Source organism: Candidatus Dadabacteria bacterium (genome assembly GCA_026708565.1).
GTDB lineage: Bacteria > Desulfobacterota_D > UBA1144 > Nemesobacterales > Mycalebacteriaceae > Mycalebacterium.
In genome coordinates this window covers 1-24,700 of sequence record JAPOUR010000039.1, presented here as the reverse complement: position 1 = coordinate 24,700, position 24,700 = coordinate 1, and the positions used below count along the sequence as shown (strand labels likewise).

Sequence of the window (24,700 nt, the reverse complement as noted above, 5' to 3'; positions counted from 1 at the left end):
TGTCCATTAAGCATTGGGGAAAGTTTCCCGTGAAATTGCCTTCACTAACTCATTGGTATTGTTCTGGTTGTCAGTAATCTGTGCCTCCAGTTTGTCGCACAATGCCATTAACTTGTTCACTTTCGTAACAATGCGCTTTTGCTCGGCAAGCGGAGGAAGGGGAAAACTGGCTTTGATAGCGTCCACTTTTCTCAGTCTCGGCATTTTTGTTCCTTGGCCGGACTGTTCTACATAAGCGTGGAAATCGCTTCTCTTCAAGCAGACAACAGCGTACTCCGGCACAATATCGCAATAAGGCCTGAGAGAGACGATTTCAGTCGTAGAGTAGCCATCCTCGCTTGCAACAAGCGCTTTATTCAGATAGGGGCGTAGTTTTCCGTATAAAACATCGCCTTTCATAAATTCTGATTTATGACTTTTTGCCGAGCGTTCCTTTACTTTGATTTTCTGCAAAAGGCGGCTGGTATTTTTTTCAATATCTTCCAGCTCCAAAAGCCACTTCTCACCTTTCAGTTGTCCCGGAGTTACATTGATTCCCGCATCATAAATCAATACTTCACCAAGCCGCGCCCACTCCCAACCCACAGGAATGGTAAACGATTTTTCTTCATCGGTGAGAGACGGCAACGGATTAGCGGAGACCTTGCCCGCTCTCTCCTGCTTTTGCCGCTCCGCCTTGATTTTCTCCAACAACACCGCCGCCGGTTCACTTTTCGGATTTTGCGGCACTAACTTACCGCGCACCGCCATATCCAGAATCATCTGGCGAAGATTTGATACTAATGCTCTCTGTTGCTCAATTGCAATTTGCAACTTCGCGTACTCTTTTTCTATCCTCCGAAATTTCTTAACTATCTCTTCTTGCTCTGACTTATTCGGGAGAGATATTGTAAGCGACAAGAAATGCCGAGGTTTTATCTCGGTCTTAATCCCCCCTCCAACTTGCTTTTCAAGCAAATCAAGAAACGATTCAGATTTGACAAAATACCTAAAATAGTCAACATCAATCTTCTTCTCATCAAAAGTATAAGAAGAGTAGTGTATGGTCGCTGAAACATCTTCATCTCCCTGATAAACACCTAGTGCCCCTTTGGAAACATTAATACCTGATATCACCAAGTCTCGAGGTTTAATCAAGATCATACCTGTCTTGCTTGGTTTGCCAGACAAATGAAAATTGCCGTCAAAATCAATCTTATCAATTCTTTGCAGACCCACTATAGCCTCATGATGAGGTTTGTATTTGCCTTCTCTCTCAAAGACAAATTCCCCGATTTGAAATTTTTCCCATGCTGTCATCATTTCAACTCCTCTTTGAGTCGGTTCAATAATTCATTGCTTTCCGCAAATGAACGATGCAACATGCTCAACAATTGTTTACTGGTGTGTTGCCTCTCTGTTTTCCGCCCATGCGGGTTTTTGATGTCCAAATTGTAATTGCGCTCTCTTATTTCCTTTATGTCCACCTTCCAAGCGTTTTCATTTTCGCGCCGCTTGTCCCACCAATCGGCGCACGGCTGCAAATGCTCCAACCTAATCGGCTTTGTCTTGGAATACGCCGCTTGCCCTTCGGGGACTTTATGCTCGTAATACCAAATATGGCGCGTCTCTTCGCCCTTTGTGAAAAACAGCAGATTAGTCCCGATTGAAGCGTAGGGACGAAAAACACTATTCGGCAGGCGGACAATCGTGTGAAGATTGCAGGTTTCAAGCAACTGCTTTTTAATGCGGGTTTTAACGCCCTCGCCGAACAGTGTGCCATCCGGCAACACAATGGCGCAACGCCCGCCGGGCTTGAGCAGACGCATAATCAAAACCAAAAACAAATCGGCGGTTTCTTTTGTCCTAAACTCCTTTGAAAAAATACGCTCAATATTGGGGGCTACCGCGCCGCCAAACGGCGGATTAGTCAGCACAACATCAACGCGGTCGGAGTTTGTGTAACTCGTAAGCGGACGCGCGAGCATGTCATCATGTTTGACAAAGGAAGGGGACGCTATGTTGTGCAACAGCATATTGGTAACGCAAAGAACATAGGGCAGGTGTTTGAGTTCGCACCCGCTCAGATTGCTTTGCATTTCGCTTTCCTGCTTCGGCGCTTTTATGTGTTTATCGCGCATGTGCCGAATGGCGCAAGTGAGGAAGCCGCCCGTGCCGCAAGCGGGGTCTAAAACTATCTCATCCGGCTTGGGGTCTGTTCGCGCCGCCATAAAACTGGTGAGGGCGCGGGGCGTGTAAAACTCTCCCGCATTACCCGCGCTTTGCAGGTCGTTCAGTATTTTCTCGTATATCTCGCCGAAATGCTGCCTCTCGGCAAGTTTGTTGAAGTCAATGGTCTGTATCTTGTTGATTACCTGCCGCATTAATTGACCGGATTTCATGTAGTTGTTAGCGTCCGCAAACACTTCCCGGACAATACGGCGGCGTTCATCCTTGCTTACTGCCAAGTTTTTGAGTTTTGGAAAGAGATCGCCGTTAACAAAATCCAACAATCTATCGCCGGTAATTCCCTCAGGGTCTTTCGCCCAATTGCGCCAGCGCAATGCGGCGGGAATTGGCGGCTTGTAGCCCCGAACCATCAGAGCCAGTTCATCATCCTGATCATCTATGATTTTCAGGAACAACATCCAAGTCAACTGAGAAATACGCTGAGCATCGCCATCAACGCCGGCGTCTTTGTGCATAATGTCTTGAATGGTTTTAACGGTTGTGGAGACGGTCATGGGTTGCCCTTCTTAACAAGATTGCCTCTCGGTTAGTCTAAAACATTGGGGTTGCCCTCGGGCTTACCAATAAACCTCATGACAGTATAAAACCGCCGTCCTGTCATCACCAAGGAAACAAGAGACATCAACAAAATAGAGCAACCGACTTTCCAAATAAACAAACGAGGAATAAAGTAACAAACAATTGAGAACAACATACATAAGAAGAGGGAAGCCCCAGTCACGTAAAAGTTGTTAACAAGACATCTGTAATGGCCTGTCTTTTTCATATTATTGATTAAAGTTCCGCCAAATGTGGTAAATATAGCCAAACCTCCTATAACAAATCCTAAAAGAGTTCCTGACAATTCCATAAAGGCAAGAAGGAAATCTCCCATACCACCACTACCGACAGGTATTTCATCTAAAAACCAAGGCGGAATTGCAACAACTGCATACAAAATAACAATACGGAAGTTCATTAGTCGCTATCCGAAGATTCGCTTTAACTCCGCACTCTTTTCCAACATTCTTTGCGCCATTGACTTAAACAAGGTATCAGAGACGGGATACTTTCCATCCATCTCAACATCAAACTTCACGGAAAGCCTGTCTGCTATGAGATCAATAACTTGTTCTGCCCCTTCCTTATCAATAAGTGTTACTTTTCCCCCGTCTTTCTGACCAAATAGCGGCATCATCCTGATTATCTTCTCTTTGAAAGTTTCACTAATATAAACCCCCTCTCTCTTGTCTCCTGCTATTGTCAAGGTAAGATTGCTTGCCGTTGATTCATCCAATAATTTCATAGACTCGTCCCATACAATACTGTTACTGGGATTCTTCAACATTGATATATTTGTGGGGCGAGCAATCTTTACAATAAACCTCTTCAACTTCAGATTGCTATCCAGAATCTTCTTGTAAGCATCAGGAACTATTACAGGATTGAACGAAACTGTTCTACCGATTAAATGTGAAAGGTACTCGCCGAAATATTTGACATTTGTTCCATAAAAATTGCTCTGGTAGAGCAACACATTCATAGAGGAATTATAAAGAAAGTGCGTTTTCTCCACAATGGCTTCTTCTCTTTGCAACTCTATGGAACGTTCTTTAATTTCATTAAGTTTTCCAATACTGGGTATGTCTTGTCTTCTAAACTTCTTTACAACTCCACGTATCATAGAGTTTCTCGGGGAATTAACCGCCTCCAATCCCTCTATTTGAATATAATAGTCACCGGATATCTGGGCATCAGTAGGTTGCTGACTCATAGAACCGTCAAGAAAACTTGTCAGTAATTCACCCTCAGCCACAGGCTCAGGGCGGTAGAAATAGAAGGTGTATTGCTTCAGGTCGCTCATGTTTTCGTCCTCCTCAAGACATTAGTTGTTAGTTCGCTCATTATACCAACTCTTGATACAAAGTGTTATGCAATTCCCGCACTGTCCGGCGGTAGTCATCATCGCTACCGAACAAACCAACGATTTCCAAAGGCGTCCCCATATCGCTCAAGGGGCTGACATTCAGCAAATCAATCTCGTCAAAGGACTCCACTCCGTCCTCATACTTATCAAGCAATGCGGATAGCACTTCTCTCGCCTGTCCGCCGTAGCGCGTGAAAACATCACTTTGGCGGGCGCGTTCCGCCCGTTGTTTGCGGGTTTGTGTGGGACGCTCAAAAGCGACATGGCAAACCAAATCAAACGGGTCTAAACTGCTGTCGCCCACCGCTTCTGAAAGGATTTCAAAAGATAATCCGGCGTTTCTCAATTCATCCAGCACCACCCGCCGCCGGTCGGCGCTTTCCCACCGGGTCAGAAAATCGCTCAAAGTGGCGTAGCGGGAACGCACCCGCTCGCCCATATAGACGCGCAAATCTTTGGTAATGAGGTTGCCGCTTCCATCCAAATACTGCACCTGCTCGCCAAGTATGGTGACCTCAACACCGCTTACATAGATCTTATTGCGCGGCTCAGGCGTATCTTCCTCATCCAGATTGTTCTCCGTAGGCATCTCCTCCGGTGTTGAAAAGGCCGGTTCCGGGTCCGGTGTATCCCCTAAATCCTCGTATACCTGAACCGGCAAGCCGTCAAAATCCGGGTCGGCAAAGTGGTTTGTAACCAGCCGGAAATCCATCACAGTAAAAAATCGCTTGTCGCTGTCGGGATGAAGGCGTGTGCCGCGCCCTATGATTTGCTTGAACTCCGTCATTGAACCGACTTCCCTGTCAAGCGCAATCAGGCGGCAGGTTGGCACATCAACGCCGGTTGATAAAAGGCGCGAAGTAACCGCGATAACGGGATAGCGGGATTCAGGGTCGCGGAAATTGTCCAGTTGCGCCTCGCCTTCCGTGTCGCCGCTGACAATGCGCACGACATAGCGGGGGTTTTCTTTGCACTTGTCGGCGTTTTCATTGACAAGAGCCTGCCGCATCCGTCCGGCGTGTTCCTTGTCCACACAGAAAACGATGGTTTTGTGCATGCGGTCGGAGTCGCGCAGATAATCGCTTATTCGCTTGGCGACAATCTTGGTGCGCTCATCTATCACTATGTCGCGGTCAAATTCCGGCCTGTGATAAATGCGGCTTTCAACGGGATTTCCCTGATCATCCAATTTGCCGGGCTCAGGGCGGTATCCCTCAACATCTTTGTCAATGTGAGACCTCACCACCTTGTAAGGGGCCAGAAAGCCGTCTTCTATGCCCTGCCTCAGCGAGTATGTGTAAATCGGCTCGCCGAAGTAGTCAATGTTGGATGTGTATCTTGTTTCTTTCGGCGTAGCGGTCATGCCGATTTGCGCGGCTTCCGAAAAGTATTCCAGTATCTCGCGCCATGCCGAATCCTCATCGGCGCTTCCCCTGTGGCACTCATCCACAACAATCAAGTCAAAGAAGTTCGGGGAAAAGTCCTGATACGCCTTGTCGGATTCTTGGGGGCCGGTCAGCGATTGATACAACCCCAGATAGATTTCATAAGACGGGTCTGTTTTGCCGCGAACAAAGCGCGTCATTGCCCTGCCAAACGGGCGGAAATCACCATTTTGCGGCTGGTCGGCAAGAATATTGCGGTCAGTCAAAAACAGGATGCGCTTCTTGACCTCGGCTTTCCACAAACGCCAGATAATTTGAAAGGCAACCTGTGTTTTTCCCGTTCCGGTCGCCAGCACAAGCAAAACACGGTCGCCACCAGTGGCGATTCTATGAACGGCGCGGTTAACAACGGCTTGCTGATAATAGCGCGGTTCTTTGTCGCTTTCATGGTAGTCCTGAAAAAATATATCCCCCGCCGTCTTATCCAGATTTCGCCACTTCTTATATTTTTCAAGCAGAGTCTCCGGTGATGGAAAATCATCCATATTCAGATTGGTTTCAATATCGCCGGGGGCGGTGTTGTCATGAAACACAAACGAATCGCCGTTTGAAGAAAAGGCAAACGGCACATCCAGAAGTCCGGCATACTCAAGCGCCTGTTGAATGCCGTCCGCCGGTTCGTGTCTGTTGTTTTTTGCCTCAACAACCGCAAGCGGTATGTTGGGTTTGAGGAAAAGAACATAGTCGGCTTGCTTGGACTTGCCCCTCTCCTTGTCTTTGTCCAAAGCGACCCGCCCCGGAGCAAGAATATATTCCTCGCGTATCTGCGTGTGTAAGTCCCACCCCGCCCCCTGTATGGCGGGCGTGATGTATCTCGTGCGTATGTCGGTTTCGCTGAGACCCTTCTTGTCCATAAGCCGATACTATACCTTTCTTGCCCCTTTCCCTTCAAACCGAACCTTCCCGTCCGTCACAGCCCCCTCCCCTAAAACACTTGACCCGATTGCTTAATCACCTGAACAAAACGGCAGGACGGAATTCCAAACAATAATCTTCCAGTTTTCTAATGTCCGTTATCTTAAGCCCGTCCAAGTAATTGCTTGCCTTGTTAAGAGTGATTATTTTCGCTTCCAACCCGCTTAATATGGCGCGAACATAACGGTCGCCGAAAATGTGCAACGGCTCGCGGTGGCGGTATTCCCTGGTCCCCATCGTTTGTTTCGGCGCTCCTTCACGATTTTCGTCCCGCCACTGAACATAACTTTCATAGTCCTTGTTGCTTATCCGCTTTGTATCCGCCAAACGCCTGACAACAACCTCCACACTAATACCCAACTTCCTCGCCAGACCGCCAAATCTTCCGTTAAACAGTTCAAAATCACCGGGAACATCAACGCCGTTCAGCAACTCATCCGGCAACAGACACAAACCGGCAAACCTGTTGGCTTCTATCTCCTGCCGGTCACGCTTGTCGTATATGGTGTCGGCATTGTCAATTTTGTCCTTCCTGTGCAACAGCAAGTGCGCCAATTCGTGAAACAATGTGAAGGTTCTGCGCTGCTTGCCGCCCTGAGCCACAAAGATAACGGGGGTGTTTTTGTAGCAGATGGAAAGACCGTGAATTTTGTCATCCTCAACCCGCCATTTCCCCTTGTAGCCCATGCCTTGAAGTATCAAAATGTTTTTTTCACTCAACCGCTTCCTGTAATCCGCAAATTCGTAATTTTCGGCGGCGGAAAGTTTCAGCCACTTTCGGACGGCGGCGGCTTTGTCCGCCAGACCGCCGCGCAGAACCGGCGGTTGAAAAGGCGGCTCTTCCTCCCGCAACTCCTCCAGAGTTTCAATGTAAACAGCGCGATGCCTCTCGGCCTGTTTGACAAGTTTTGCAAGTTTGTGGTCAAAGGGTACTCGCTGATTGGCAAGCGTCCGGTAGTGGGCGGTGTGAACCTTCTTCGCTTCCGGCAACCCGCTCTCCATAAAGAAAAGCACACCGTAGCCCAGCCGGTCGGCAACATTTCTTATCTGATTGTAAGTCCAGCGGCCGGTCGCCAGTTTTTCGGCAAAATCCTTAATGCCCGCCGTCTCCCCGAACGCTTCGGGAGATGTGTTGACATCCTCAAGCGCCCAGCGAATACGGTCTGTGTTGACACCTTCAATGTATCGGCTACCCATAACAGCATTTTAATTGATTTTAAGGGTTACGCCACTTCATTATGTCAAGGCTGGTCGTTCTTCCCCCTTCCCTTGCCCCCTCCCCTTCAAACCGATACAATGAAGCCAAAACCCCGGCGAGCCGGGCCGCGCGGTGAGGATATTGCGAATCCCGCCAGGTCCGGAAGGAAGCAACGGTAGCAAACTGTCCTCAGGCGTTGCGACACCCGGCGAACCGGGTTTGAATCTGGTTTGAAATGTCTTCATATGTGGTTCTTGCGAGAAAGCTGAGGCCCCGGACCTTTGATGAGGTCATCGGGCAGGGCTATATCGTCAAGGCGCTCTGCAACGCGGCAAGGTCGGAAAAACTCGCGCACGCCCTTCTGTTTACGGGGCCCAGAGGGGTCGGGAAAACCTCCACCGCAAGGATAGTGGCAAAAACCGTCAACTGCGAAAACCCCTCCCCCGAAAAAAGACCCTGCGGCGCGGACAATCCGTGCGAATCATGCTCGCTGATATCCGAAGGGCGAGCCGTGGAAGTTCAGGAAATGGACGCCGCCTCGCACACAAGCGTCAACGACGTGCGCGACATCATAGAAAAAGCCCGCTACACAACCGCATCGGGCAAAACCAAGATATACATCATAGACGAGGCGCACATGCTCTCTCAGGCGGCGTTCAACGCCCTGCTCAAAACGCTTGAAGAACCGCCCGCGCATGTCCTTTTCATTCTGGCAACCACCGAACCGCACAAAATCCCGGCGACCATCCTCTCCCGCTGCCAGCGTTACGACTTCAGAAAAGTCTCCACCCCGGACATAAGCGCCGCCCTTGAGGCGGCGGCAAAGGGGCAGGACATCAAAGTTGAGCCCGAAACCGTCTCCACCATAGCCCTTGAGGCGGACGGGAGCGTGCGGGACGCCCTGAGCCTTCTTGACCAGCTCGCCGCCACATTCGGGGCGGAAATAGACCACGGCGAGGCGATGGCGCTTCTGGGCTTTGTTGACGCGAATCTGATGGACGAAATGTTTGAAGCGGTGATGAAACGCGACCCCGCAAAGGGATTTGAGACGCTCGGAAAAGCGCTTGACAAGGGAACAAGCCCGGCAAAGTTTGCCGAAGGCATAACGTCCCTGCTGAGGACGGCGACCGTCCTCAAGATCGGCGGCGCGGGAGCCGTCCCCGACATAGCCCCCGAAAGGGCGGAGTTTCTGCTGTCTGCGGCGGCGGACAGTTCCCCGGAAAGCCTTGAGATGCTTTTTGACATAGCCATAGACGCATGCGAGCGGGTGGGCAGGTCGTTTTATCCCGAAATGGCGGCGGAGGCGATGGCGCTGAAACTGTGCGCGGTGGAAAAAGCCGTCCCTCTGGATGACATTATGCGGCGGCTTGAAAAACTGGCCGGAGGCGGAACAGCGGAATACTCAAGCGCCCCCGCCCCGAAAAAGAGAGCAACAGCCCTGAGGGAAACCCCGGAGAGCAACGGAAGCGCGGCGCCCGCGGAGACCCGCGCCGGCAAGGGGGGGAAAACGGCGGAGGAATTTTCAAACTTTCTCAAGTCCGGCGAGAAAGACTTCGGATATATGGCGAGCATGGTTTCAAAGTGCGAAATCACGCTTGAAAACTCGGTCGCCGCAATAGGAATTCCAAAGAAAAGCGTGATGGACCAGATGCTTTCAGACGGCGGCAAAAAGAAGGATTTTCTTGCGGCGGCGGAGCAGTTTTTCGGCTGCAAGGCAGAGATTGCCCACACGGACGCTCAGGCAAACGGGGCCGCCGCCCCCAAAGACATAAGCGAAGAGCCCATAGTCCGGCACGCCCTTGAGATGTTTGACGGAAGAATAAAAACACTTGAAACAAGGAGAGCAAAATGAAATTTGACGGCGGGTTGAAAGACCTCATTAAACAGGCGGAAAAACTCAAGTCCGACATGGACAGGATTAAGAATGATGCGGGCGAAACGGTGGTTGAGGCGTCATCGGGCGGGGGAATGGTAACCGTAACCGCAAAGGCGAAGGGGGAAATAATCTCCGTCAAAATAGACCCCTCGGCGGTGTCGCCGGATGACGCGGAGATGCTTGAAGACCTCGTATGCGCGGCGGCAAACGAGGCGCTCTCACGCGGAAGAAAGATAATGAAAGACGAAATCTCCAAGGTTACCGGCGGCATGGGACTCCCGCCGGGGCTTCTTTAGAAAATGGACTCCTCAGGGCTTCCCCCGGAGATGAGAAACCTTGTCGCCGAACTCGCGGCATTGCCGGGCATAGGCGAAAAAAACGCCGTGCGCCTTGCGTTTCATATTGTTTTCAAGGCGTCCGCAGACAGGGCGCGCCGCCTTTCGGGCGCGATAGCGGCAGCCCGCGAGGCGGTTTCGGTGTGTGAAACCTGCTTTCATTTTTCATCGGCGGGCGGGTGCGCCATATGCGGAGACGGCAGGAGAGACCAGTCAATCGTATGCGTGGTTGAACAGCCGCTTGACCTCATCGCGATAGAAAAAAGCGGCGGCTACCGGGGCGTGTATCACGTTTTGCACGGCTTTATCTCGCCCATTGACGGCGTGGGACCCGAACACCTGAAACTGCGCGAACTTATAAAGAGACTGCAAACCGACAGGGGGATTACCGAGGTGATTCTCGCGATGAGTTCACGCGTTGAAAGCGTGGCGACCGCCGGCTTTATTGCGGAAATCCTCAAAAAACGGATGGACAGAACCGGCCTTAAAAAAATCTCGCGCCTCTCTCACGGCGTTCCGTCCGGAAGCGACATTGAGCACCTTGATCAGGTAACGCTCAAAAACGCGATTGCGGACAGGCGGGATTTTTAACCCGTCCCGCCGCCTTGAAGCGGGGCGTCCGCCCTGCTCCTTTTTATAAACATCACCGCCTCAAGCAGAAGCCAGACGGTAAGTATCAGAATGCAGACCGACAGGGAGCGGAGAAGCAGACTGTCGGAAAAGTTGACTATGTTGAACACAACGGACGCGCCCGCGGCGAGGATGACTATCACCATCGGGACGAGCGTATAGATGAAAGGCCTGCCGGTTTTGTGAAGGTAAATGGTGGCGACCAGCAGGGTGAGCCCCGCGATGAGCTGGTTTGTCGCTCCGAAAAGCGGCCACAGCACAAAGCCGCCCGAACCGAGCCCCCTGCCGGGGGCTTGAACCAGCATCGCCAGAAGAAACGCCGGAGCGACCGCGACCAGAGTGGCGGCGTAGCGGTTTTGAAGAAAACCTATCTTGTATGCCGCGCCGAGTTCCCCCACTATCAGCCGCTGGATTCTCGCCGCCGTGTCAAGAGAGGTGGCGGCAAAACTGATTACGAGAACGCTTATGATGGTAGTCCCGAAACTTGAGGGAATGCCCAGCCCCTCAAGAAACACCGATGCGCCGAGAACAAAGTTGGTCATTCCGCCCGCCTTTGCGCCCTCCCATGTGCCGTAACGCTCAAGCCACTCCGCTCCGCCGAAACCCGCCGCCACGGCGAGGATGGCGACTATGGCAAGCGTCCCCTCCCCCAGCATGCAGCCGTATCCTATCGGGTGGCAGTGAGACATTTTGTCCAACTGCTTTGAGGTCGTTCCGCTTGAGACAAGCCCGTGAAACCCGCTTATCGCGCCGCAGGCGATAGTAACAAACAGAAACGGCACTATGGGCGCGCCGTGCGAGACTGCGGCGGAGTTGAACGCCGGAGCGGCCATCTCCGGGTCAAGCGCGATAATGCCCGCGACCAGCAGTCCGAGGCCCACAATCAACTGAAAACTGTTCAGATAGTCTCTCGGCTGAAGAAGTGTCCACACCGGAAGAACGCACGCGACAGACGCGTAGGCGAACAGGAAGAAAACCCACGTTACCTCGCTTGAGCCCATCACCTCCGGCACGGATATATGAAAGCGCGTTCCCGCCCATATTGCGGCGAGCAGAAGGATGTGGGCGATTGCGGTTGCGGCGGTTGAGCCCGACCGCTTTCTGTAGAAGATAAAGCCCAGCACAAGCGCCATCACAATCTCAAGGTTGACGGGCAGAACGCTTGCCGGAAACCGCACGAACAGCGAGGCGATTGCGTAGGCGAAAACGGCTATGACAAAGAAGATGAGAAAGTAAACGATGATGAGGAAAAGCGTCCGCGCGCGGGGCGTTATCATCTGCCCGGCAATGTCTCCGACCGACCTGCCCCGGTTTCTTGCGGAGATGACAAGAGCGCTGAAGTCATGAACCGCGCCCATGAATATCGTGCCGAGAACCACCCACAGCACGGCGGGGACCCAGCCCCAGAAAACCGCTATGGCGGGCCCGATTATGGGCGCTGCCCCCGCTATGGACGAGAAATGATGCCCGAACAAGACCCCTTTGCGCGCGGGCACATAGTCCACCCCGTCTCTCATTTCATGGGCGGGGGTTCTTTCCTCATCGGAGATTTTGAAAACCTTTGATGCGAGAAACGAGGCGTAGAATCTGTATCCCGCAAAAAACAGAACAATGGCGATAACCGCCACAAGTGAAGCGCTCATAACTGGAAACTCCGTCCCCGGCGAAAGCCGGAAAACGCTGATATGATACATTGGGCTGGAGCAAGGGCAAATGCGGACTATCAAAGACACCATAAGCGCGGCGGTCAGTTACGTGTCCCGCGAGCATGCAAACTCTCAGGGGACGCTTCACGGCGGGCGGCTGATGGACTGGATAATGTCTGCGGGAAACATCACCTCGGCGCGTTTTGCCAAGGGGCTGACGGTTCTCGGAGCGGCGGACAACATAGACTTTATGAACCCCGTCCGGGTGGGGCACATAGTGGTTCTGGACAGTTGGATTGAGTTCACGGGCAGGTCGTCCCTTGAGGTTGCCGTCCGGGTTTACGCCGAAGACCCTGAGACCGGCGGGAGGAAGTTTGTAACATTGTCCCGTCTGGCGTTTGTCGCGGTGGACGGAGAAGGCAGGCCCCGCCCGGTGGGGGAGAAAATCGCTCCCTCGGACGGCGGGGAGAAAAAGGTTTTTGACAACGCCGGAGAGCGGAGGGAGCGGCGGTTGCGGGAGTTAAAACTGCGAAAACAGCAACTTTCAAACACGGCGGATGAAACCGAGTTCACGCGCCTGAACCTTGAGACTGCGAGGGCGGTGATGCCCGAAGACATATCGTTCGGCAATTTCATGTCTGCGGGCAAGTTGCTCAAATACACGGACGAGACTTCCGCCCTGATAGGAATGCGGCATGCGCGGGGCACTCTTGTAACCGGCTCGCTGGACAATCTGTTTTTCTTCTCGCCGATACGGCAGGGCGAATACATAACGCTTAAGGCGGGAATAACGCACACGGGGAAAACCTCTCTTGAGACCGCCGTGAGGATAAGTTCGGAAAACCCCCGAACCGGTGAAGGCGGGCACACTTGCACGGCGTTTTTGTCTTTCGTTCACATAGACAAAAACGGCAAACCGGCCGCCGTCCCGCAGATATCGCCTGAAACGCCGTATGAAAAACGGCTCTGGAAAGAGGCGGGAAAAAGGCGCGAGTTGCGCTCCGAAAGGGTCAGGGAGATACGCAGAAAAGCGGAGGTTTATATTGAGGATTACAAAGCGGCGGTGGTTGGGTGATGAGACCGCAGATGTGCTATAGTATCTCCATGAACATTTGCAGGGGGCTGACATGAAAACCATCACCTTAAACATAGATGACCGTCTCGTTGAAACGGCTCGCCGGATTGCCGCCGATGAGCACACAACACTTGAAGCAAAAGTCCGCGAATGGCTTGAGGGCTATGCCCAAAAGCGGAATCAGGCAAAAAGCGGCGAAGGCGCTACGCAAAGAATGACCCGTGGTGAGTTGGCCGTTGCAACCGCCAGAGAATTGCGCAAGAAGCATCCCACAGGTGGCAGGAAATTCACACGGGAAGAGATGAATGAGCGTTGAAAGTCTGCTGGATACCAATGTTGTTATTTACATTGTGGATACAGACAACCCTGAGAAAACGGCCAAGGCGGAGCAACTTGTCCGTTCCGGCACGGACTATGGCGATTGTTGCATTAGTCGGCAAGTTATACAGGAAACACTTAATGTTGCGACAAAGAAATTCAGTTACTCCCCGGAGGAAGCCGGTCATTTGCTTGAACGGACGCTCTTGCCTCTTTATCAGGAGACATCAGCGCCGTCTCTTTACCGACGGGGGCTGGACATTCAGTTTCGTTACAACTACGGGTTCTACGATTCCGTGATAATCGCCGCCGCATTGGAGTTGGGTTGCAAAACCCTCTACAGCGAGGACATGCAACACGGCCAAAAGATTGAGCGGTTGACGATAGAGAATCCGTTCAGGTGATATCGGCGTTTCAGGTGAATTGCCGACCCTTTGCTTCATCTCACTTCCACCCTCTTTACGAGCGCCTCTCCCACCTCAAACAAACTCCGCCAGCCCGCCCTTTATAACCTTCACTCCCCCCGCTCCCGCCACTTCAAACGAAACCGCCCCCCCGCCCGCATCGCGGCACTCAAGGGTCAAAGTGTCTCCGGGGTAAACCGGCGCGGAAAACCGCACAGCCAGACTTCTCAACCTCTCCGGCGCTCCGCCGAGATGACCGTCTATGAGCGACTGCATAACGGTTGACATAGTGCAGAGACCGTGAACAACAACCCCCTTCAACCCCGCCGCTTTTGCAACATCGCCGTCAAGATGAATGGGGTTGCGGTCGTTTGAAGCGGCGGCATAGCGGGGTGTGATATCCGCCGGAATTTCAACAATGCTTTTGAAAACCGCCTCCGGCGCGGCTTTTTCCGCCGCCGGTTTTGCGGACGGCGCGGACGGCTTTTTGCCCGCGCCGGGCTTCTTTCCGCTTCCAATCCCGCGAATAAAAAGCCCCCATTTTGATTCACAGACCAACTCCCCCCCCGCCCTGCTCTCAGTGCGGAGCGCGAGAACCTCGCCCGACCCCTTGTCTTCAATCCCGTCAATGTGCGCGGTGAAAGACACCTCATCACCCGCCCGAAGCGGGCGGTGAAACGCCATCCTCTGGTCGCCGTGAACAAGCATCAGCACATTGTTTCTCGCCTGCTCCTCCCCGCCGTTGAGCGCGGGGTCGCTCCAGATCTTTTCAAGAACCGGAAGTTCATAAACAACCGGATATGAGGGCGGCGCCATCCCTCCTGCGTATGCGGGGTTTGCGCCGCCGCCCGTTACAAGAGCATAGGCGTCTATGCCGCCTTGAGTTACAGCGCAGGCATGCGGCCCGAACTGTTTGCCGATAAAATTTCTGTCAAGTCCCATGACGCAAAGGTTAGTCGCACAAAAGGGCAAAAGCAAAAAAAAGGGGGAACGCCGGAGCGTTCCCCCTTTTTTTGAAGTTTCCTTCCCCCCTTACCAGGGCTGCGACAAGTCGTCTGTGGCAGTCTGGTTTTTCAGCCACTTTTCCGGCTTGTAGTTGCACGCGCCGAATATCAGAGCAAGGTTTGCTATGATTACGCCTTGTGCGCCGTTGGGGTTGTTTGTGTCCTTTGCCCTCTGCTCAATGATTTTGTAGATGGGGTCGGGAATGTTAAGCGTTACTTCCGCCATTGTTGTTTTCCTCCGTGTTTTTGTTCAAGGTCAGTCGGCATCGCCGATTCCTTTCTCCTTGCGGTACTGGTCAAGCACCTCTCTCTTCACCGTCGGCTTGAGTTCAAATTCAACTTTGACCTCAGCCGGGGCGGACGCCTTCACCTCTTCGGGGCTCAGCGGCTCAAGACGGGTGTCTCCCATAACCTTGGGGTCGTCCATCTGAGACGGCGCGAACTTCCAGTCCGTAAGAGACTCGTCTCCAAGACCGAAACGCTTGGTGAGATTGTTGAGCTCCTCAAGTCTTCCGGGAAGAGGCCCGTAAGGCTGAATCAGGTTCAGTTTCTCAAGAAGGCTGACGGCTTTGGGGTCTCTTTTGAAACCCTGCCCGACCTTCTTCTCAAAGAACATGTTTTCAAACGGGGGGCGTCCGCGCGCTCCGCCGCCGTCCATTTTCTCCGCGGGAACTCCGACCGTCATCAGCCAACTGAACACGTAAGTGTCCGGAAGGCCGAACTTGGCTTTGGTGTTCCGCCTCGCTCCGCCGCTCGCCCCGTTGAGGCAAGTGCCGAGACCGAGAGCGGTCGCCGCTATCATCGCGTTCTGAATGGCGTTTCCGAGGTCAATCGCCGCGAGCCTGTGCAATACGGCATCGGGAAGCAGACCCGGAAGCGGGAACAGACCGGAAACCCTGTCGTATTCCCAGCCGTGGGCTTTGTCCAAAGCGCCGGTTCTCATAAGGTCGTGTATTGACTGACCCTGAGTGTCGTAACCGGAAAGGTCGTAGCACCAGAAGACAAGCACGGGAGCCATCTGGGTCGTTATCTGACTCCAGTCTGAAATGAACTCCCAGATTTCAGGGTCCTCGTCCCGGTAAACCACAATCGCACGCTGTCCGTTGAAGTTTCCGGCGGAAGGAGCCACCCTTGCAGCCTCAAGCATCGCTTGAATCTTCCATCTTTCAACCGGAGCGTCCGGTTCGTACCATCTTATTGAACGCCTTGTGCCCATGGCATTGAGGGCGTCCATAACCTGCACCGAGCCGGGCTCGGGCACATCGTCCAGTATTAATTTGCTGGCCATATTTGTTTCCCCCTTGTGGAAAAGTCTCACCCGGCGTCTTGCAAAATAAAGACAACCGAACTCGCGGGCAAAATCTTATTGGCAACCGGGGGTGTTGTCAAGAAATTGACACGGGGGGGCGTTTTCCATATATTTTGACCATGCGCTAAGCCCCGGCACAGCGGGCGCGCTTAAGGAGTTTCCACATGTCAGTATCTTTGAGAGATGTTTACGTTATAGGGGTGGGCAACACGCCCTGCGGAAGATTCCCCGACAAAGCCGCCCATGTTCTCGGGCGGGACGCCTCATGGCAGGCAATACAGGACGCCGGAATTCATCCGCGTTCAATTGAGATAGTTTTCTGCGGACACGTCTATCAGGGCATGGGAGTCGGGCAGAGAACAATGAAGGAGATCGGCCTTGTGGGGCAGCCGACCATAAATGTTGAAGGCGCGTGCGGAAGCGGAACGCTCTCTTTCTGGGAGGCGTGGAGAACAATCGCCTACGGACAGGCGGACATTGCGCTCGCCCTCGGAGTTGAGAACTTGAGCAAAGTGCTCTCCGGCGGCCCGCTGCCGCTTGAGGAAGACGACCTTGAGGTCGCAATGGGAATGGGAATGCCCGCCCTTTACGCAATGCGCGCCAGCAGATACATGCATGAATACGGCGTCAGCAAAGAGCAACTCGCCAAGGTTGTGGTCAAAAGCAGAAAGCACGCGGCCGTCAATCCGGACGCGCAATACAGGAAAGAGGAAACCATAGAGAGCGTTCTTGACGCTCCGCTGATTGCCGACCCGCTGACGCGCAACCAGTGTTGCCCCGTCGGAGACGCGGCGGCCGCCGCGGTTCTGGTGTCGGAAGATCAGGCGAAGAAACTGGCGAAGAAAACCCCCGTCAAGGTTCTGGGCTGCATTGCCCAGTCCGGCAAATACTCAAGCCCCACCGGGCTTACCTGCGCGCCGTCTGAAAATGTTTTCAGAAGCGCAAAACTTGCCTATGAAATGGCCGGTGTGGGTCCCGAAGATGTTGATGTGTGCGAAATTCACGATGCGTTTTCAATCGCCGAAATGATGGTTACCGAAGCCCTCGGCTTCTGCAAAGAGGGAGAGGGGGCGCGTCTGATTGACGAGCAAAGCACGTGGGTCGGCGGAGACAAGGTTGCCGTCAATCCGGGCGGCGGGCTTCTGTCAAGGGGCCATCCGGTCGGAGCGACGGGGCTTCTCCAGACCGCCGAGATTGTCCGCCAGCTCAGGGGAGAGGCGGGCGAGAGGCAGGTGGACGGCGCAAAGGTCGGCCTGATAGAGACCATGGGCGGCGCTCAGCCGGCGATGGACGGCATAACCTGCGTGGTGAGCATCCTCGGCAAATAAAACAAAGCCGAATAAGTGCCCGAACACGAAAAAATCGACTACGTTGAGTTTCCGTCAAAGGATTTTGCGGAGACAAAAAAGTTCTTTGTCTCCGTGTTCGGATGGGAGTTCACGGATTGGAGCGAAAACTACATCTCCTTTTCAAAGGAGAGCGCCGGTCTTGAGGGCGGATTTTACAAATCCGATTTGATGGCGCGAGCGGACAAAGGCGGCGCGCTGGTTGTTTTCTACAGCGAAAATCTTGAGGAAACCCAAAGGAAGGTCATCAAATCCGGCGGGGAAATCGTAAATCCGGTTTTCTCTTTTCCCAGCGGCAGAAGGTTTCACTTTGCCGACCCGTGCGGCAACGAATACGCGGTCTGGTCTGACAAGTAGCGCCCCGCCGCCTTAAATCTCAAACCTGTAGGACAGTCCGAGAGAAACCACATGCACACCCGAATCCGCTTCTGCGGGGATGTTGGTACTGGTAATGGATAATGTCCCTACGCCACCCGGAATGTCCGTTTCTTCAAACCCTGATGCATCATAGGAAAACTTCTCTTTTGCATATTCTATTCTTGAGTATGCGAGACGGAGATAAGCATTTTTCAGAAGCGGGAGAAGCGAAGAAATTCCGTATTCAATTCCAATGCCATATGTAACCCCGTCAAAGGTCAAATCGTTCTTCACCGACCAGTCAACACCGTCAATGCGTATTGGCGTCCCTTGAGGAATGGGGAAACCAGCGGGCGCAGGCAGAGAAAAAGAGTTGATTGTCCCTTTAGCCTCAACCCAGTTGTGCGCCCATCCGAGGCTTGCATACACACGCAAATTACCGGGAATAATAAGCCCCGCCCGCGCCGTTGCGCCGAAATAGCCCTGAGTAACATCTATTCTGGAAGTAAAAACATTGTTCCTGAACGCCTCTGTGTCATCGTAACTTCCGTAACCCCCGTTCAGTTCACCCGCTATAAAAAAGGCTCTGGCAAAAGTCTTTGAGTAACCCGCAAAAAGAGAGCCTCCGGGAAGTTTGTCTGTGCCGCCAAAAGAGATATTGGGAATGCTTGCGGCTATGGGCATGCCGGGCGCGGCGGCAAGAGAAACAGACGTATCAACCTGCCCAACTGTCCCCTCCGTTTTGCTTGAAACAAAAGCGGAGTCAATCCCCACATACCAGCCGGAGGCGGAAACGGGCGGCTGCCCGACCGCAAGAGCGGAGAGCAGAAAGACCAAAAGAAACAATGAAAAGCGATTTGACTTAAACATAGCCGTTCATTCTAAAGTTAAAGCCCCGTTAAGGCAACCTGAAAACGGAAACCACCCTACTTGGATTCCCTCACCCGCCAGAAGGACGGGGATTTCGGTATCCCGTTTTTTGTAAACCCCGAGTGTCTGTAAGTAACGGTTGAACCCACCGGCGGCGGGTTTTGACGCTGTTCATCTGTAAAACCGGAGCCGATTCTGAAACGAATCCCTTCCGGCGTTTTCACCGTTAAACTTCCGAGCATGCCCCTGTATTTCCCCTTCCCTTTGTTGTGGGCGACAACAACCGCCTCTTCATCGTAAAACTTCTTGAACTTCAGCAGATCGGAACTCCTACCGCTTTTGTAACGGCCGCTCTTTTTATGGAGCATCAGCCCTTCCCCGCCCGCACGGACGGTCCGCTCAAGCAGGTATGAAAGATGTTTATAACTCTCCACCTCAAACTGGCGCACCTTTTTAAGGTAGTCCGAGCCCGCGCGCGAAACCACGCGGCGAAGCGCCTTGTCCCTCTGCTCAAATGTCCCGCCGTGTTTTGGAAGGTCAAAAGCCAGAAACCGGACATTCACCCACCCCGAATGAGGAGAAGACCGGCGAACAACAGACAGAGTGTCCTCAAACCTGCCCCTACCCATCCACAGTTCGCCATCAATGGCCTCGGACGGAAAATTCCTCGTCCACCAGAAAGGGTGGGCAAACACCTTCCCGCCGCGCGAGATCAGTTTCTTCCCATCCCACCGCGCTCGGACGCCGTCAAGCTTTTCACTCACCAGATATTTCGTAACATCAATGTTTCCTTCGTAAACACGGGGTAGCATAAGGTCTGCGGACGCAACCGGCGCGCAGACGCACAGAAACAGGGATACGAGAACAAACAAACGGGAAAAGAGATTTACACAACTCATTTCATTCACACTCCGCAACACAAAAACTGTGGTGAAAACACTTGAATCGCCGCGGACGGTTTTTAATTTTACCAGTGAGGAGAGCAAAATGAAACCTGATAATCTCACCATCAAGGCGCGCGAGGCGGTCTCGCGGGCGGGGGAAATCGCCGAGAACAGAGGGAATCAGGCGATTGACCTGCCCCATCTGGTCGCCGCGCTTCTGTCCGAAGACGGAATACCGCTTGAAATCCTCTCAAAAATCGGCGCGGACGCAAAGGAAATCACCGCCGCAGCGGAGAGGGAAATTGACAAACTCCCCGTGGTTGAAGGCTCAGGCGACCGCTATGCAAGCGCCGAATTAAGAGCCGCGCTCGCGGCGGCTGCGAAATTGGCGCAAGAGCGCGGAGACGAATACATAAGCGCCGAACACCTGCTCTCCGGAGCCGTCCGCGAGGCGTCCGGCGGCTTGAAGGCGGAGTTTGAACGCGCGGGGGTTGACACGGAATCGGTTGAAAAAGCCACCCGCGAATTAACGGGCGGCAGGAAGGTAACGGGCGAATCCCCCGAAGACACGTTTCAGGCGCTCGCCAAATACGGCGCAGACCTCACGGCAATGGCGCGTGAGGGGAAAATTGACCCCGTGATCGGAAGGGATGATGAAATACGGCGCGTGGTGCAGGTGTTGCTCCGGCGCACGAAAAACAACCCCGTTCTGATAGGCGAGCCGGGGGTCGGCAAAACCGCAATCGTTGAGGGCCTCGCCCAGAGAATCGTTGACGGGGACGTTCCCGAAGGCCTTGAAAACAAAACCCTGATAGCGCTGGACATGGGCGCTCTGGTGGCCGGAGCAAAATACCGGGGGCAGTTTGAGGAGCGTCTGAAAGCGGTTCTCTCCGAAGTCGCCGGGGCGGGCAGGGAAATCGTCCTCTTTATAGATGAAATTCACACGGTTGTCGGGGCGGGCGGCGCGGACGGGGCGGTGGACGCTTCAAACATGCTCAAGCCCGCCCTTGCCAGAGGGGAACTCCGCTGCATCGGCGCGACAACGCTTGACGAGTTCCGCGCAAACATTGAAAAAGACGCCGCTTTTGAAAGGCGGTTTCAGCAGATATACGTGGGCGAGCCCTCCGTTGAAGACACGGTTTCCATACTGCGCGGACTTGCGGAAAAATACGAGGCGCATCACGGCGTCAGGATAAGGGACGAGGCGCTCACGGCGGCGGCGCGGCTGTCCGACAGATACATAACGGGAAGATTTCTTCCCGACAAAGCGGTTGACCTTGTGGACGAGGCGGCGGCAAAAATCAAGATGGAGATTGACTCCATGCCCGCCGAGGTTGACGAGGCAAGGCGCAGGGTAATGCAACTTGAGATGGAGCGCGAAAGCGTGGCGAAAGAGCCCGGCGGAAAGGGTGTCGGGGAAATTGACAAAAAAATCGCCGACTTGAAAGAGCATCTTTCCGGCATAACCGCCGCGTGGGAGAGGGAGAAGGAACGGGCGGCGCAAACAAAAAACATCAAACGCGAGATAGACGCGGCGCGAACACGGGCGGAAAAAGCGCAGAGAGAGGGAGACCTTTCGGCGGCGTCCGAAATCCTTTACGGCAAACTTCCCGAACTGGAAAAAACCCTTGAAGACATGGCGGACAAAAACACCCCCTCCCTCAAAGAAGAGGTGGGCGCGGCGGATATTGCGGCGGTCGTGTCAAAGTGGACGGGAGTTCCCGTCTCAAAACTTATGGAGGGCGAGACGGAAAAACTTCTGGGAATGGAGCAGAACCTGTCGCGCAGAGTGGTCGGGCAGGAGGAGGCGGTGCGGGAGGTTTCAAACACCGTCAGAAGGTCCCGCGCCGGGCTTGCGGACCCTGCAAGGCCGATTGGCTCTCTGGTATTTCTGGGGCCGACGGGGGTCGGCAAAACCGAACTCGCCCGCGCCCTTGCCGGGTTTATGTTTGACGATGAAAACAACCTCGTCCGCATAGACATGAGCGAATACATGGAAAAACACTCCGTTTCGCGCCTCATCGGCGCGCCGCCCGGATATGTGGGCTACGACGAGGGCGGCCAGCTCACCGAAGCCGTCCGCCGCCGCCCCTACTCCGTCATTCTGCTTGATGAGATTGAAAAAGCGCACACCGATGTTTTCAACATTCTGCTCCAAATCCTTGAGGACGGCCGCCTGACGGACGGACAGGGCAGAACGGTCAATTTCCGCAACTGCGTGATAATAATGACCTCAAACCTCGGAAGCCGCCTGATTCAGGAAAACGCGGGAGACGGGGAAAAGATGCGCGAACTTGTCTCGGCGGCTCTCAAAGACGCCTTCCGCCCGGAGTTTCTGAACCGGCTTGACGAAACCATAATTTTCAAACCGCTCTCGCCGGAGGAAATCAAACAAATTGTGGACATAAGAATTGAGGACTTGCGCGCGCGGCTCGCAGAAAAAGACCTCCGGCTTGAAATCACCGACAAGGCGAAGGCAAAACTTGCCGAACTGGGATACGACCCGGAATTCGGCGCGAGGCCGCTAAAGCGCGTCATCCGGAGGGAACTTGAAGACCCGCTGTCAAAACTGCTGCTTGAGGGCAAATTCGGCGCGGGGCAAACCGTCAAAATCGGGGCGGAGGCAAAGGGGTTTAATTTTCGCTGACGGACAAGGCGGGATTTTTTCGGCTATAATCACACTTCCCGGCAATGAAAAACAAAGTCAACATCGGCCTCATCGGGGCGGGCACGGTCGGTTGCGGCGTTTACGAAGTCATCCGGCGCAACCGCAAACTGATACGCGAACAGACCGGCGCAAGCCTGTCCATAACCCGCATTGCGGACATCGCGCCCTCAAGAAAGCGTCCCGTCAAAATCCCGCGCTCTCTTTTCACAACGGATTTCCGCGAGATAACGGGCGACCCTGAAATTGACATTGTGATTGAACTCATCGGCGGCACAACCGTGGCGGCGGAGGTCGCCCTTGCGGCGGTCAAAAACGGCAAACATGTTGTTACCGCAAACAAGGCGCTTCTCGCCCACAGGGGAAAGGAAATTTTTTCCGCCGCCGGAAAAAACGGAGTTGAGGTCGGTTTTGAGGCAAGCGTCGCCGGGGGCATTCCGCTGATACGGAGTCTGAAAGAGGGGCTGTGCGCCAACAAAATCCTGTCCGTTCAGGGCATAATGAACGGAACTTCAAACTACATTCTGCACAGAATGTCAGCAGAGGGAATGCCTTTTGCCGCCGCGCTTGCGGACGCAAAAAAAGAGGGATACGCCGAGGCGGACCCGTCTTTTGACATCAACGGGACGGATTCCGCCCACAAGTTGCTTATCCTCATCGCGCTTGCGTGGGGCGGCCTGTTCAAAATAAACGAGATTGCCGTTGAGGGCATATCGCCGGTTACCCCGGCGGACATTTCACACGCGGGACAGTTTGGCTACGCAATCAAGCCGCTTGCCTCGGCAAAAGTTTCGGGCGGCGTTGTGGAGGCGGGCGTTTACCCCGCCCTTGTGGGCGCGGACTCTCAGCTTGCCGCCGTTGACGGCGCGTTTAACGCCGTGCGGATTGAGGGGGATGCGGTGGGCCCCGTGATGTTTTACGGAATGGGGGCGGGAATGATGCCGACCGCGAGCGCGGTGGTGAGCGATGTTGTGATGATTGCGTGCGGCGGGGGCGGCGTTGCGAAAATAGCGGCGGACGGCGGGGGAGTGAAACCGGCCCCGCGCGGCTCGGTTTCAAGCGGATTTTACGCCCGGTTTGAAGCGGAGGACACGCCGGGAACCCTCGGAAAAATCTCAACGGCTTTGGGCAAACAGGGCATCAGCATACGGTCTGTCATTCAGAAACCGGGCGCATCTTCAAAGAAAGTTCCCGTGGTCATCATGACCCGCCCTTCCCCTGAAAGCGCCATGAAAAAGGCGGTCGCGGAGATTGAAAGGCATATAACCAAAACTTCCGCCGTAGTATTGAGAATAGCGGAAAATTAACGGGCGGCGCACACCTGCCGGTGTCCGTAAACTTGACTTAAAGGGGTTTTACCCCCACACTTACGGGCATACGAAATCTGACCGGGCGCAATGCGCCGTGGTTGGAATTTGCATAACGGAGGTTGGGAACTACTGTTATGAAAAAACTTATTGCCGCATTCGCGGCGGTTTTCCTTGTATCCGCCGTTGTGCAGGCGCAAACACGGATACCACTTGGAACCGGAGCCATCGCTTCGGGGACGCGCGCTATCGCCATCGGCGCAGGTTCCAGATCCACCGGAGACTATGCTACTTCAATGGGGTCGGTCGCCAGAGCAACCGTCATTGAAGGAATTGCCATTGGGAGAGCAGCGTCCGCAGTCGGAGGCACGGCGGCAATCGCCGTGGGCTCTTCTTCCCGTGCGGGCGCAGAGTCTGCTCTGGCGATAGGCCGCGTCGCAAACGCCAATGCGAGGGGAGCGTTGGCTTTTGGCTCTGAAGCAAATGCTACGGCAATCCAGGCAATCGCTATGGGATACAAAGCTGCGGGTAGCGCAATAAACGCACTCTCCATAGGGGTACAGTCATCAGCCTCAGGGATGAACTCAGTGGCCGTTGGCGCACATGCTAATGCCACAGGCACTGACGCCAGCGCGTTCGGGCGGGGAGCGCATGCGGATGCAGGGAGCGCAACAGCCATTGGCTCCGGCTCATACGCCACCGGCGGCGCTGGCGGTCAGGGCGCAACAGCCATTGGCAGAGAAACAAATGCCATTGGAGAGGCGGCAATTGCCATAGGATATAAGGCGGGTGCCAGAAACAATGCATTCGCCGCCGGACAAAGCGCTTTCGCCAATGCGCGCGGCGCTATTGCCTTAGGGTGGCATGCCCGCAGCGTTGGAGTTTCAAGTATAGCGGTGGGCGTTGATTCCAGAGCCGCCGAATATCGGGGAATTGGCATAGGGTTTCAGGCAAATTCGGTAGGGAATTCAACCATAGCAA

At 53.9% G+C, this 24,700-nt stretch carries 23 protein-coding genes and 1 other RNA gene; 12 read left to right on the top strand and 12 right to left on the bottom strand.

Annotation, left to right across the window (positions count from 1 at the left end):
* Positions 1 to 6 precede the first annotated feature (6 nt).
* The 6 genes from OXF42_05095 to OXF42_05070 form a co-directional block, all read right to left on the bottom strand.
* Entirely contained in the window at positions 7 to 1,302 is a 1,296-nt protein-coding gene (locus tag OXF42_05095; GenBank protein ID MCY4047468.1) for a restriction endonuclease subunit S, read from the bottom strand.
* A complete protein-coding gene (locus OXF42_05090; GenBank protein MCY4047467.1) occupies positions 1,299 to 2,723 on the bottom strand; it encodes a class I SAM-dependent DNA methyltransferase in 1,425 nt (474 codons plus the stop codon). Before OXF42_05090 ends, OXF42_05095 begins: the two co-directional genes overlap by 4 nt.
* A 32-nt stretch (positions 2,724 to 2,755) precedes the next feature.
* Complete coding sequence (locus tag OXF42_05085) at positions 2,756 to 3,187, bottom strand: hypothetical protein (GenBank protein ID MCY4047466.1); 432 nt, start codon at positions 3,185 to 3,187, stop codon at positions 2,756 to 2,758.
* A 6-nt stretch (positions 3,188 to 3,193) separates the two neighbouring features.
* Complete coding sequence (locus OXF42_05080; protein MCY4047465.1) at positions 3,194 to 4,072, bottom strand: hypothetical protein; 879 nt, start codon at positions 4,070 to 4,072, stop codon at positions 3,194 to 3,196.
* A gap of 40 nt (positions 4,073 to 4,112) precedes the next feature.
* Positions 4,113 to 6,434, bottom strand: coding sequence for a DEAD/DEAH box helicase family protein (locus OXF42_05075; protein MCY4047464.1), 2,322 nt, complete (start codon positions 6,432 to 6,434; stop codon positions 4,113 to 4,115).
* Between the two features lie 97 nt (positions 6,435 to 6,531).
* Complete coding sequence (locus OXF42_05070; protein ID MCY4047463.1) at positions 6,532 to 7,692, bottom strand: ImmA/IrrE family metallo-endopeptidase; 1,161 nt, start codon at positions 7,690 to 7,692, stop codon at positions 6,532 to 6,534.
* Positions 7,693 to 7,809: 117 nt separating this feature from the next.
* On the opposite strand from OXF42_05070, the gene ffs reads away from it, so the two are divergent.
* The 4 genes from ffs to recR all read left to right on the top strand — a co-directional run bounded on the left by ffs (position 7,810) and on the right by recR (position 10,495).
* Positions 7,810 to 7,908: signal recognition particle sRNA small type (ffs, locus tag OXF42_05065), an RNA gene on the top strand.
* Positions 7,909 to 7,928: 20 nt separating this feature from the next.
* Positions 7,929 to 9,545 carry a DNA polymerase III subunit gamma/tau gene (gene dnaX / locus OXF42_05060; GenBank protein ID MCY4047462.1) on the top strand — a complete coding sequence of 539 codons (1,617 nt, stop codon included), beginning with the start codon at positions 7,929 to 7,931 and terminating at the stop codon, positions 9,543 to 9,545.
* Complete coding sequence (locus OXF42_05055) at positions 9,542 to 9,865, top strand: YbaB/EbfC family nucleoid-associated protein (GenBank protein ID MCY4047461.1); 324 nt, start codon at positions 9,542 to 9,544, stop codon at positions 9,863 to 9,865. The genes dnaX and OXF42_05055 overlap by 4 nt, the downstream gene beginning before the upstream one ends.
* Before the next feature lie 3 nt (positions 9,866 to 9,868).
* Entirely contained in the window at positions 9,869 to 10,495 is a 627-nt protein-coding gene (gene recR, locus OXF42_05050) for a recombination mediator RecR (protein MCY4047460.1), read from the top strand.
* Here the strand turns inward: recR and OXF42_05045 are convergent.
* Positions 10,492 to 12,177: a carbon starvation protein A gene (locus tag OXF42_05045; protein ID MCY4047459.1), complete on the bottom strand. Its 1,686-nt coding sequence runs from the start codon at positions 12,175 to 12,177 to the stop codon at positions 10,492 to 10,494. The two genes, recR and OXF42_05045, sit on opposite strands and share 4 nt — an antisense overlap.
* 70 nt (positions 12,178 to 12,247) lie before the next feature.
* Between OXF42_05045 and OXF42_05040 the strand changes: the two genes are divergently transcribed.
* The 3 genes from OXF42_05040 to OXF42_05030 are packed head-to-tail and all read left to right on the top strand — an operon-like array spanning position 12,248 to position 13,977.
* Positions 12,248 to 13,255 carry an acyl-CoA thioesterase gene (locus OXF42_05040; protein MCY4047458.1) on the top strand — a complete coding sequence of 336 codons (1,008 nt, stop codon included), beginning with the start codon at positions 12,248 to 12,250 and terminating at the stop codon, positions 13,253 to 13,255.
* A 52-nt stretch (positions 13,256 to 13,307) separates the two neighbouring features.
* Entirely contained in the window at positions 13,308 to 13,571 is a 264-nt protein-coding gene (locus tag OXF42_05035) for a hypothetical protein (GenBank protein ID MCY4047457.1), read from the top strand.
* Positions 13,561 to 13,977 (top strand): PIN domain-containing protein, encoded by a 417-nt coding sequence (locus tag OXF42_05030; protein ID MCY4047456.1) that lies wholly within the window; start codon positions 13,561 to 13,563, stop codon positions 13,975 to 13,977. The genes OXF42_05035 and OXF42_05030 overlap by 11 nt, the downstream gene beginning before the upstream one ends.
* 75 nt (positions 13,978 to 14,052) lie before the next feature.
* Here the strand turns inward: OXF42_05030 and OXF42_05025 are convergent, their stop codons facing one another.
* From OXF42_05025 to OXF42_05015, 3 genes are all read right to left on the bottom strand, one after another.
* A complete protein-coding gene (locus OXF42_05025) occupies positions 14,053 to 14,919 on the bottom strand; it encodes a MaoC/PaaZ C-terminal domain-containing protein (GenBank protein ID MCY4047455.1) in 867 nt (288 codons plus the stop codon).
* A gap of 90 nt (positions 14,920 to 15,009) precedes the next feature.
* Positions 15,010 to 15,207, bottom strand: a complete 198-nt coding sequence (locus OXF42_05020) for a hypothetical protein (GenBank protein ID MCY4047454.1) — start codon at positions 15,205 to 15,207, stop codon at positions 15,010 to 15,012.
* Between the two features lie 30 nt (positions 15,208 to 15,237).
* Positions 15,238 to 16,269 carry a nitroreductase family protein gene (locus OXF42_05015; protein MCY4047453.1) on the bottom strand — a complete coding sequence of 344 codons (1,032 nt, stop codon included), beginning with the start codon at positions 16,267 to 16,269 and terminating at the stop codon, positions 15,238 to 15,240.
* 185 nt (positions 16,270 to 16,454) lie between these two features.
* On the opposite strand from OXF42_05015, the gene OXF42_05010 reads away from it, so the two are divergent.
* Positions 16,455 to 17,618, top strand: coding sequence for a thiolase family protein (locus OXF42_05010; protein MCY4047452.1), 1,164 nt, complete (start codon positions 16,455 to 16,457; stop codon positions 17,616 to 17,618).
* 15 nt (positions 17,619 to 17,633) lie between these two features.
* Positions 17,634 to 17,993 carry a VOC family protein gene (locus OXF42_05005; protein ID MCY4047451.1) on the top strand — a complete coding sequence of 120 codons (360 nt, stop codon included), beginning with the start codon at positions 17,634 to 17,636 and terminating at the stop codon, positions 17,991 to 17,993.
* Between the two features lie 12 nt (positions 17,994 to 18,005).
* Here OXF42_05005 and OXF42_05000 read toward each other — a convergent pair whose 3' ends face one another.
* Both OXF42_05000 and OXF42_04995 read right to left on the bottom strand, forming a co-directional pair.
* Positions 18,006 to 18,839: an outer membrane beta-barrel protein gene (locus OXF42_05000; GenBank protein MCY4047450.1), complete on the bottom strand. Its 834-nt coding sequence runs from the start codon at positions 18,837 to 18,839 to the stop codon at positions 18,006 to 18,008.
* A gap of 80 nt (positions 18,840 to 18,919) precedes the next feature.
* On the bottom strand, positions 18,920 to 19,849 hold the full coding sequence (locus OXF42_04995) for a DNA ligase (GenBank protein ID MCY4047449.1): 930 nt from the start codon (positions 19,847 to 19,849) through the stop codon (positions 18,920 to 18,922).
* A 1-nt stretch (position 19,850) separates the two neighbouring features.
* Here OXF42_04995 and clpB point away from each other — a divergent pair, with 1 nt between their 5' ends.
* The 3 genes from clpB to OXF42_04980 all read left to right on the top strand — a co-directional run.
* A complete protein-coding gene (gene clpB / locus OXF42_04990; GenBank protein ID MCY4047448.1) occupies positions 19,851 to 22,394 on the top strand; it encodes an ATP-dependent chaperone ClpB in 2,544 nt (847 codons plus the stop codon).
* A 44-nt stretch (positions 22,395 to 22,438) separates the two neighbouring features.
* Positions 22,439 to 23,719 carry a homoserine dehydrogenase gene (locus OXF42_04985; protein MCY4047447.1) on the top strand — a complete coding sequence of 427 codons (1,281 nt, stop codon included), beginning with the start codon at positions 22,439 to 22,441 and terminating at the stop codon, positions 23,717 to 23,719.
* A gap of 137 nt (positions 23,720 to 23,856) precedes the next feature.
* Positions 23,857 to 24,700 (top strand): hypothetical protein (locus tag OXF42_04980; protein ID MCY4047446.1); only part of this gene is annotated, 844 nt, incomplete at its 3' end.

Excerpts from the sequence above, each read along its gene's own strand:
- OXF42_05095 (MCY4047468.1), bottom strand. The coding sequence starts at position 1,302 with ATGATGACAGCATGGGAAAAATTTCAAATCGGGGAATTTGTCTTTGAG.
- OXF42_05090 (MCY4047467.1), bottom strand. The coding sequence starts at position 2,723 with ATGACCGTCTCCACAACCGTTAAAACCATTCAAGACATTATGCACAAA.
- OXF42_05085 (MCY4047466.1), bottom strand. The coding sequence starts at position 3,187 with ATGAACTTCCGTATTGTTATTTTGTATGCAGTTGTTGCAATTCCGCCT.
- OXF42_05080 (MCY4047465.1), bottom strand. The coding sequence starts at position 4,072 with ATGAGCGACCTGAAGCAATACACCTTCTATTTCTACCGCCCTGAGCCT.
- OXF42_05075 (MCY4047464.1), bottom strand. The coding sequence starts at position 6,434 with ATGGACAAGAAGGGTCTCAGCGAAACCGACATACGCACGAGATACATC.
- OXF42_05070 (MCY4047463.1), bottom strand. The coding sequence starts at position 7,692 with ATGGGTAGCCGATACATTGAAGGTGTCAACACAGACCGTATTCGCTGG.
- dnaX (MCY4047462.1), top strand. The coding sequence starts at position 7,929 with ATGTCTTCATATGTGGTTCTTGCGAGAAAGCTGAGGCCCCGGACCTTT.
- OXF42_05055 (MCY4047461.1), top strand. The coding sequence starts at position 9,542 with ATGAAATTTGACGGCGGGTTGAAAGACCTCATTAAACAGGCGGAAAAA.
- recR (MCY4047460.1), top strand. The coding sequence starts at position 9,869 with ATGGACTCCTCAGGGCTTCCCCCGGAGATGAGAAACCTTGTCGCCGAA.
- OXF42_05045 (MCY4047459.1), bottom strand. The coding sequence starts at position 12,177 with ATGAGCGCTTCACTTGTGGCGGTTATCGCCATTGTTCTGTTTTTTGCG.
- OXF42_05040 (MCY4047458.1), top strand. The coding sequence starts at position 12,248 with ATGCGGACTATCAAAGACACCATAAGCGCGGCGGTCAGTTACGTGTCC.
- OXF42_05035 (MCY4047457.1), top strand. The coding sequence starts at position 13,308 with ATGAAAACCATCACCTTAAACATAGATGACCGTCTCGTTGAAACGGCT.
- OXF42_05030 (MCY4047456.1), top strand. The coding sequence starts at position 13,561 with ATGAGCGTTGAAAGTCTGCTGGATACCAATGTTGTTATTTACATTGTG.
- OXF42_05025 (MCY4047455.1), bottom strand. The coding sequence starts at position 14,919 with ATGGGACTTGACAGAAATTTTATCGGCAAACAGTTCGGGCCGCATGCC.
- OXF42_05020 (MCY4047454.1), bottom strand. The coding sequence starts at position 15,207 with ATGGCGGAAGTAACGCTTAACATTCCCGACCCCATCTACAAAATCATT.
- OXF42_05015 (MCY4047453.1), bottom strand. The coding sequence starts at position 16,269 with ATGGCCAGCAAATTAATACTGGACGATGTGCCCGAGCCCGGCTCGGTG.
- OXF42_05010 (MCY4047452.1), top strand. The coding sequence starts at position 16,455 with ATGTCAGTATCTTTGAGAGATGTTTACGTTATAGGGGTGGGCAACACG.
- clpB (MCY4047448.1), top strand. The coding sequence starts at position 19,851 with ATGAAACCTGATAATCTCACCATCAAGGCGCGCGAGGCGGTCTCGCGG.
- OXF42_04985 (MCY4047447.1), top strand. The coding sequence starts at position 22,439 with ATGAAAAACAAAGTCAACATCGGCCTCATCGGGGCGGGCACGGTCGGT.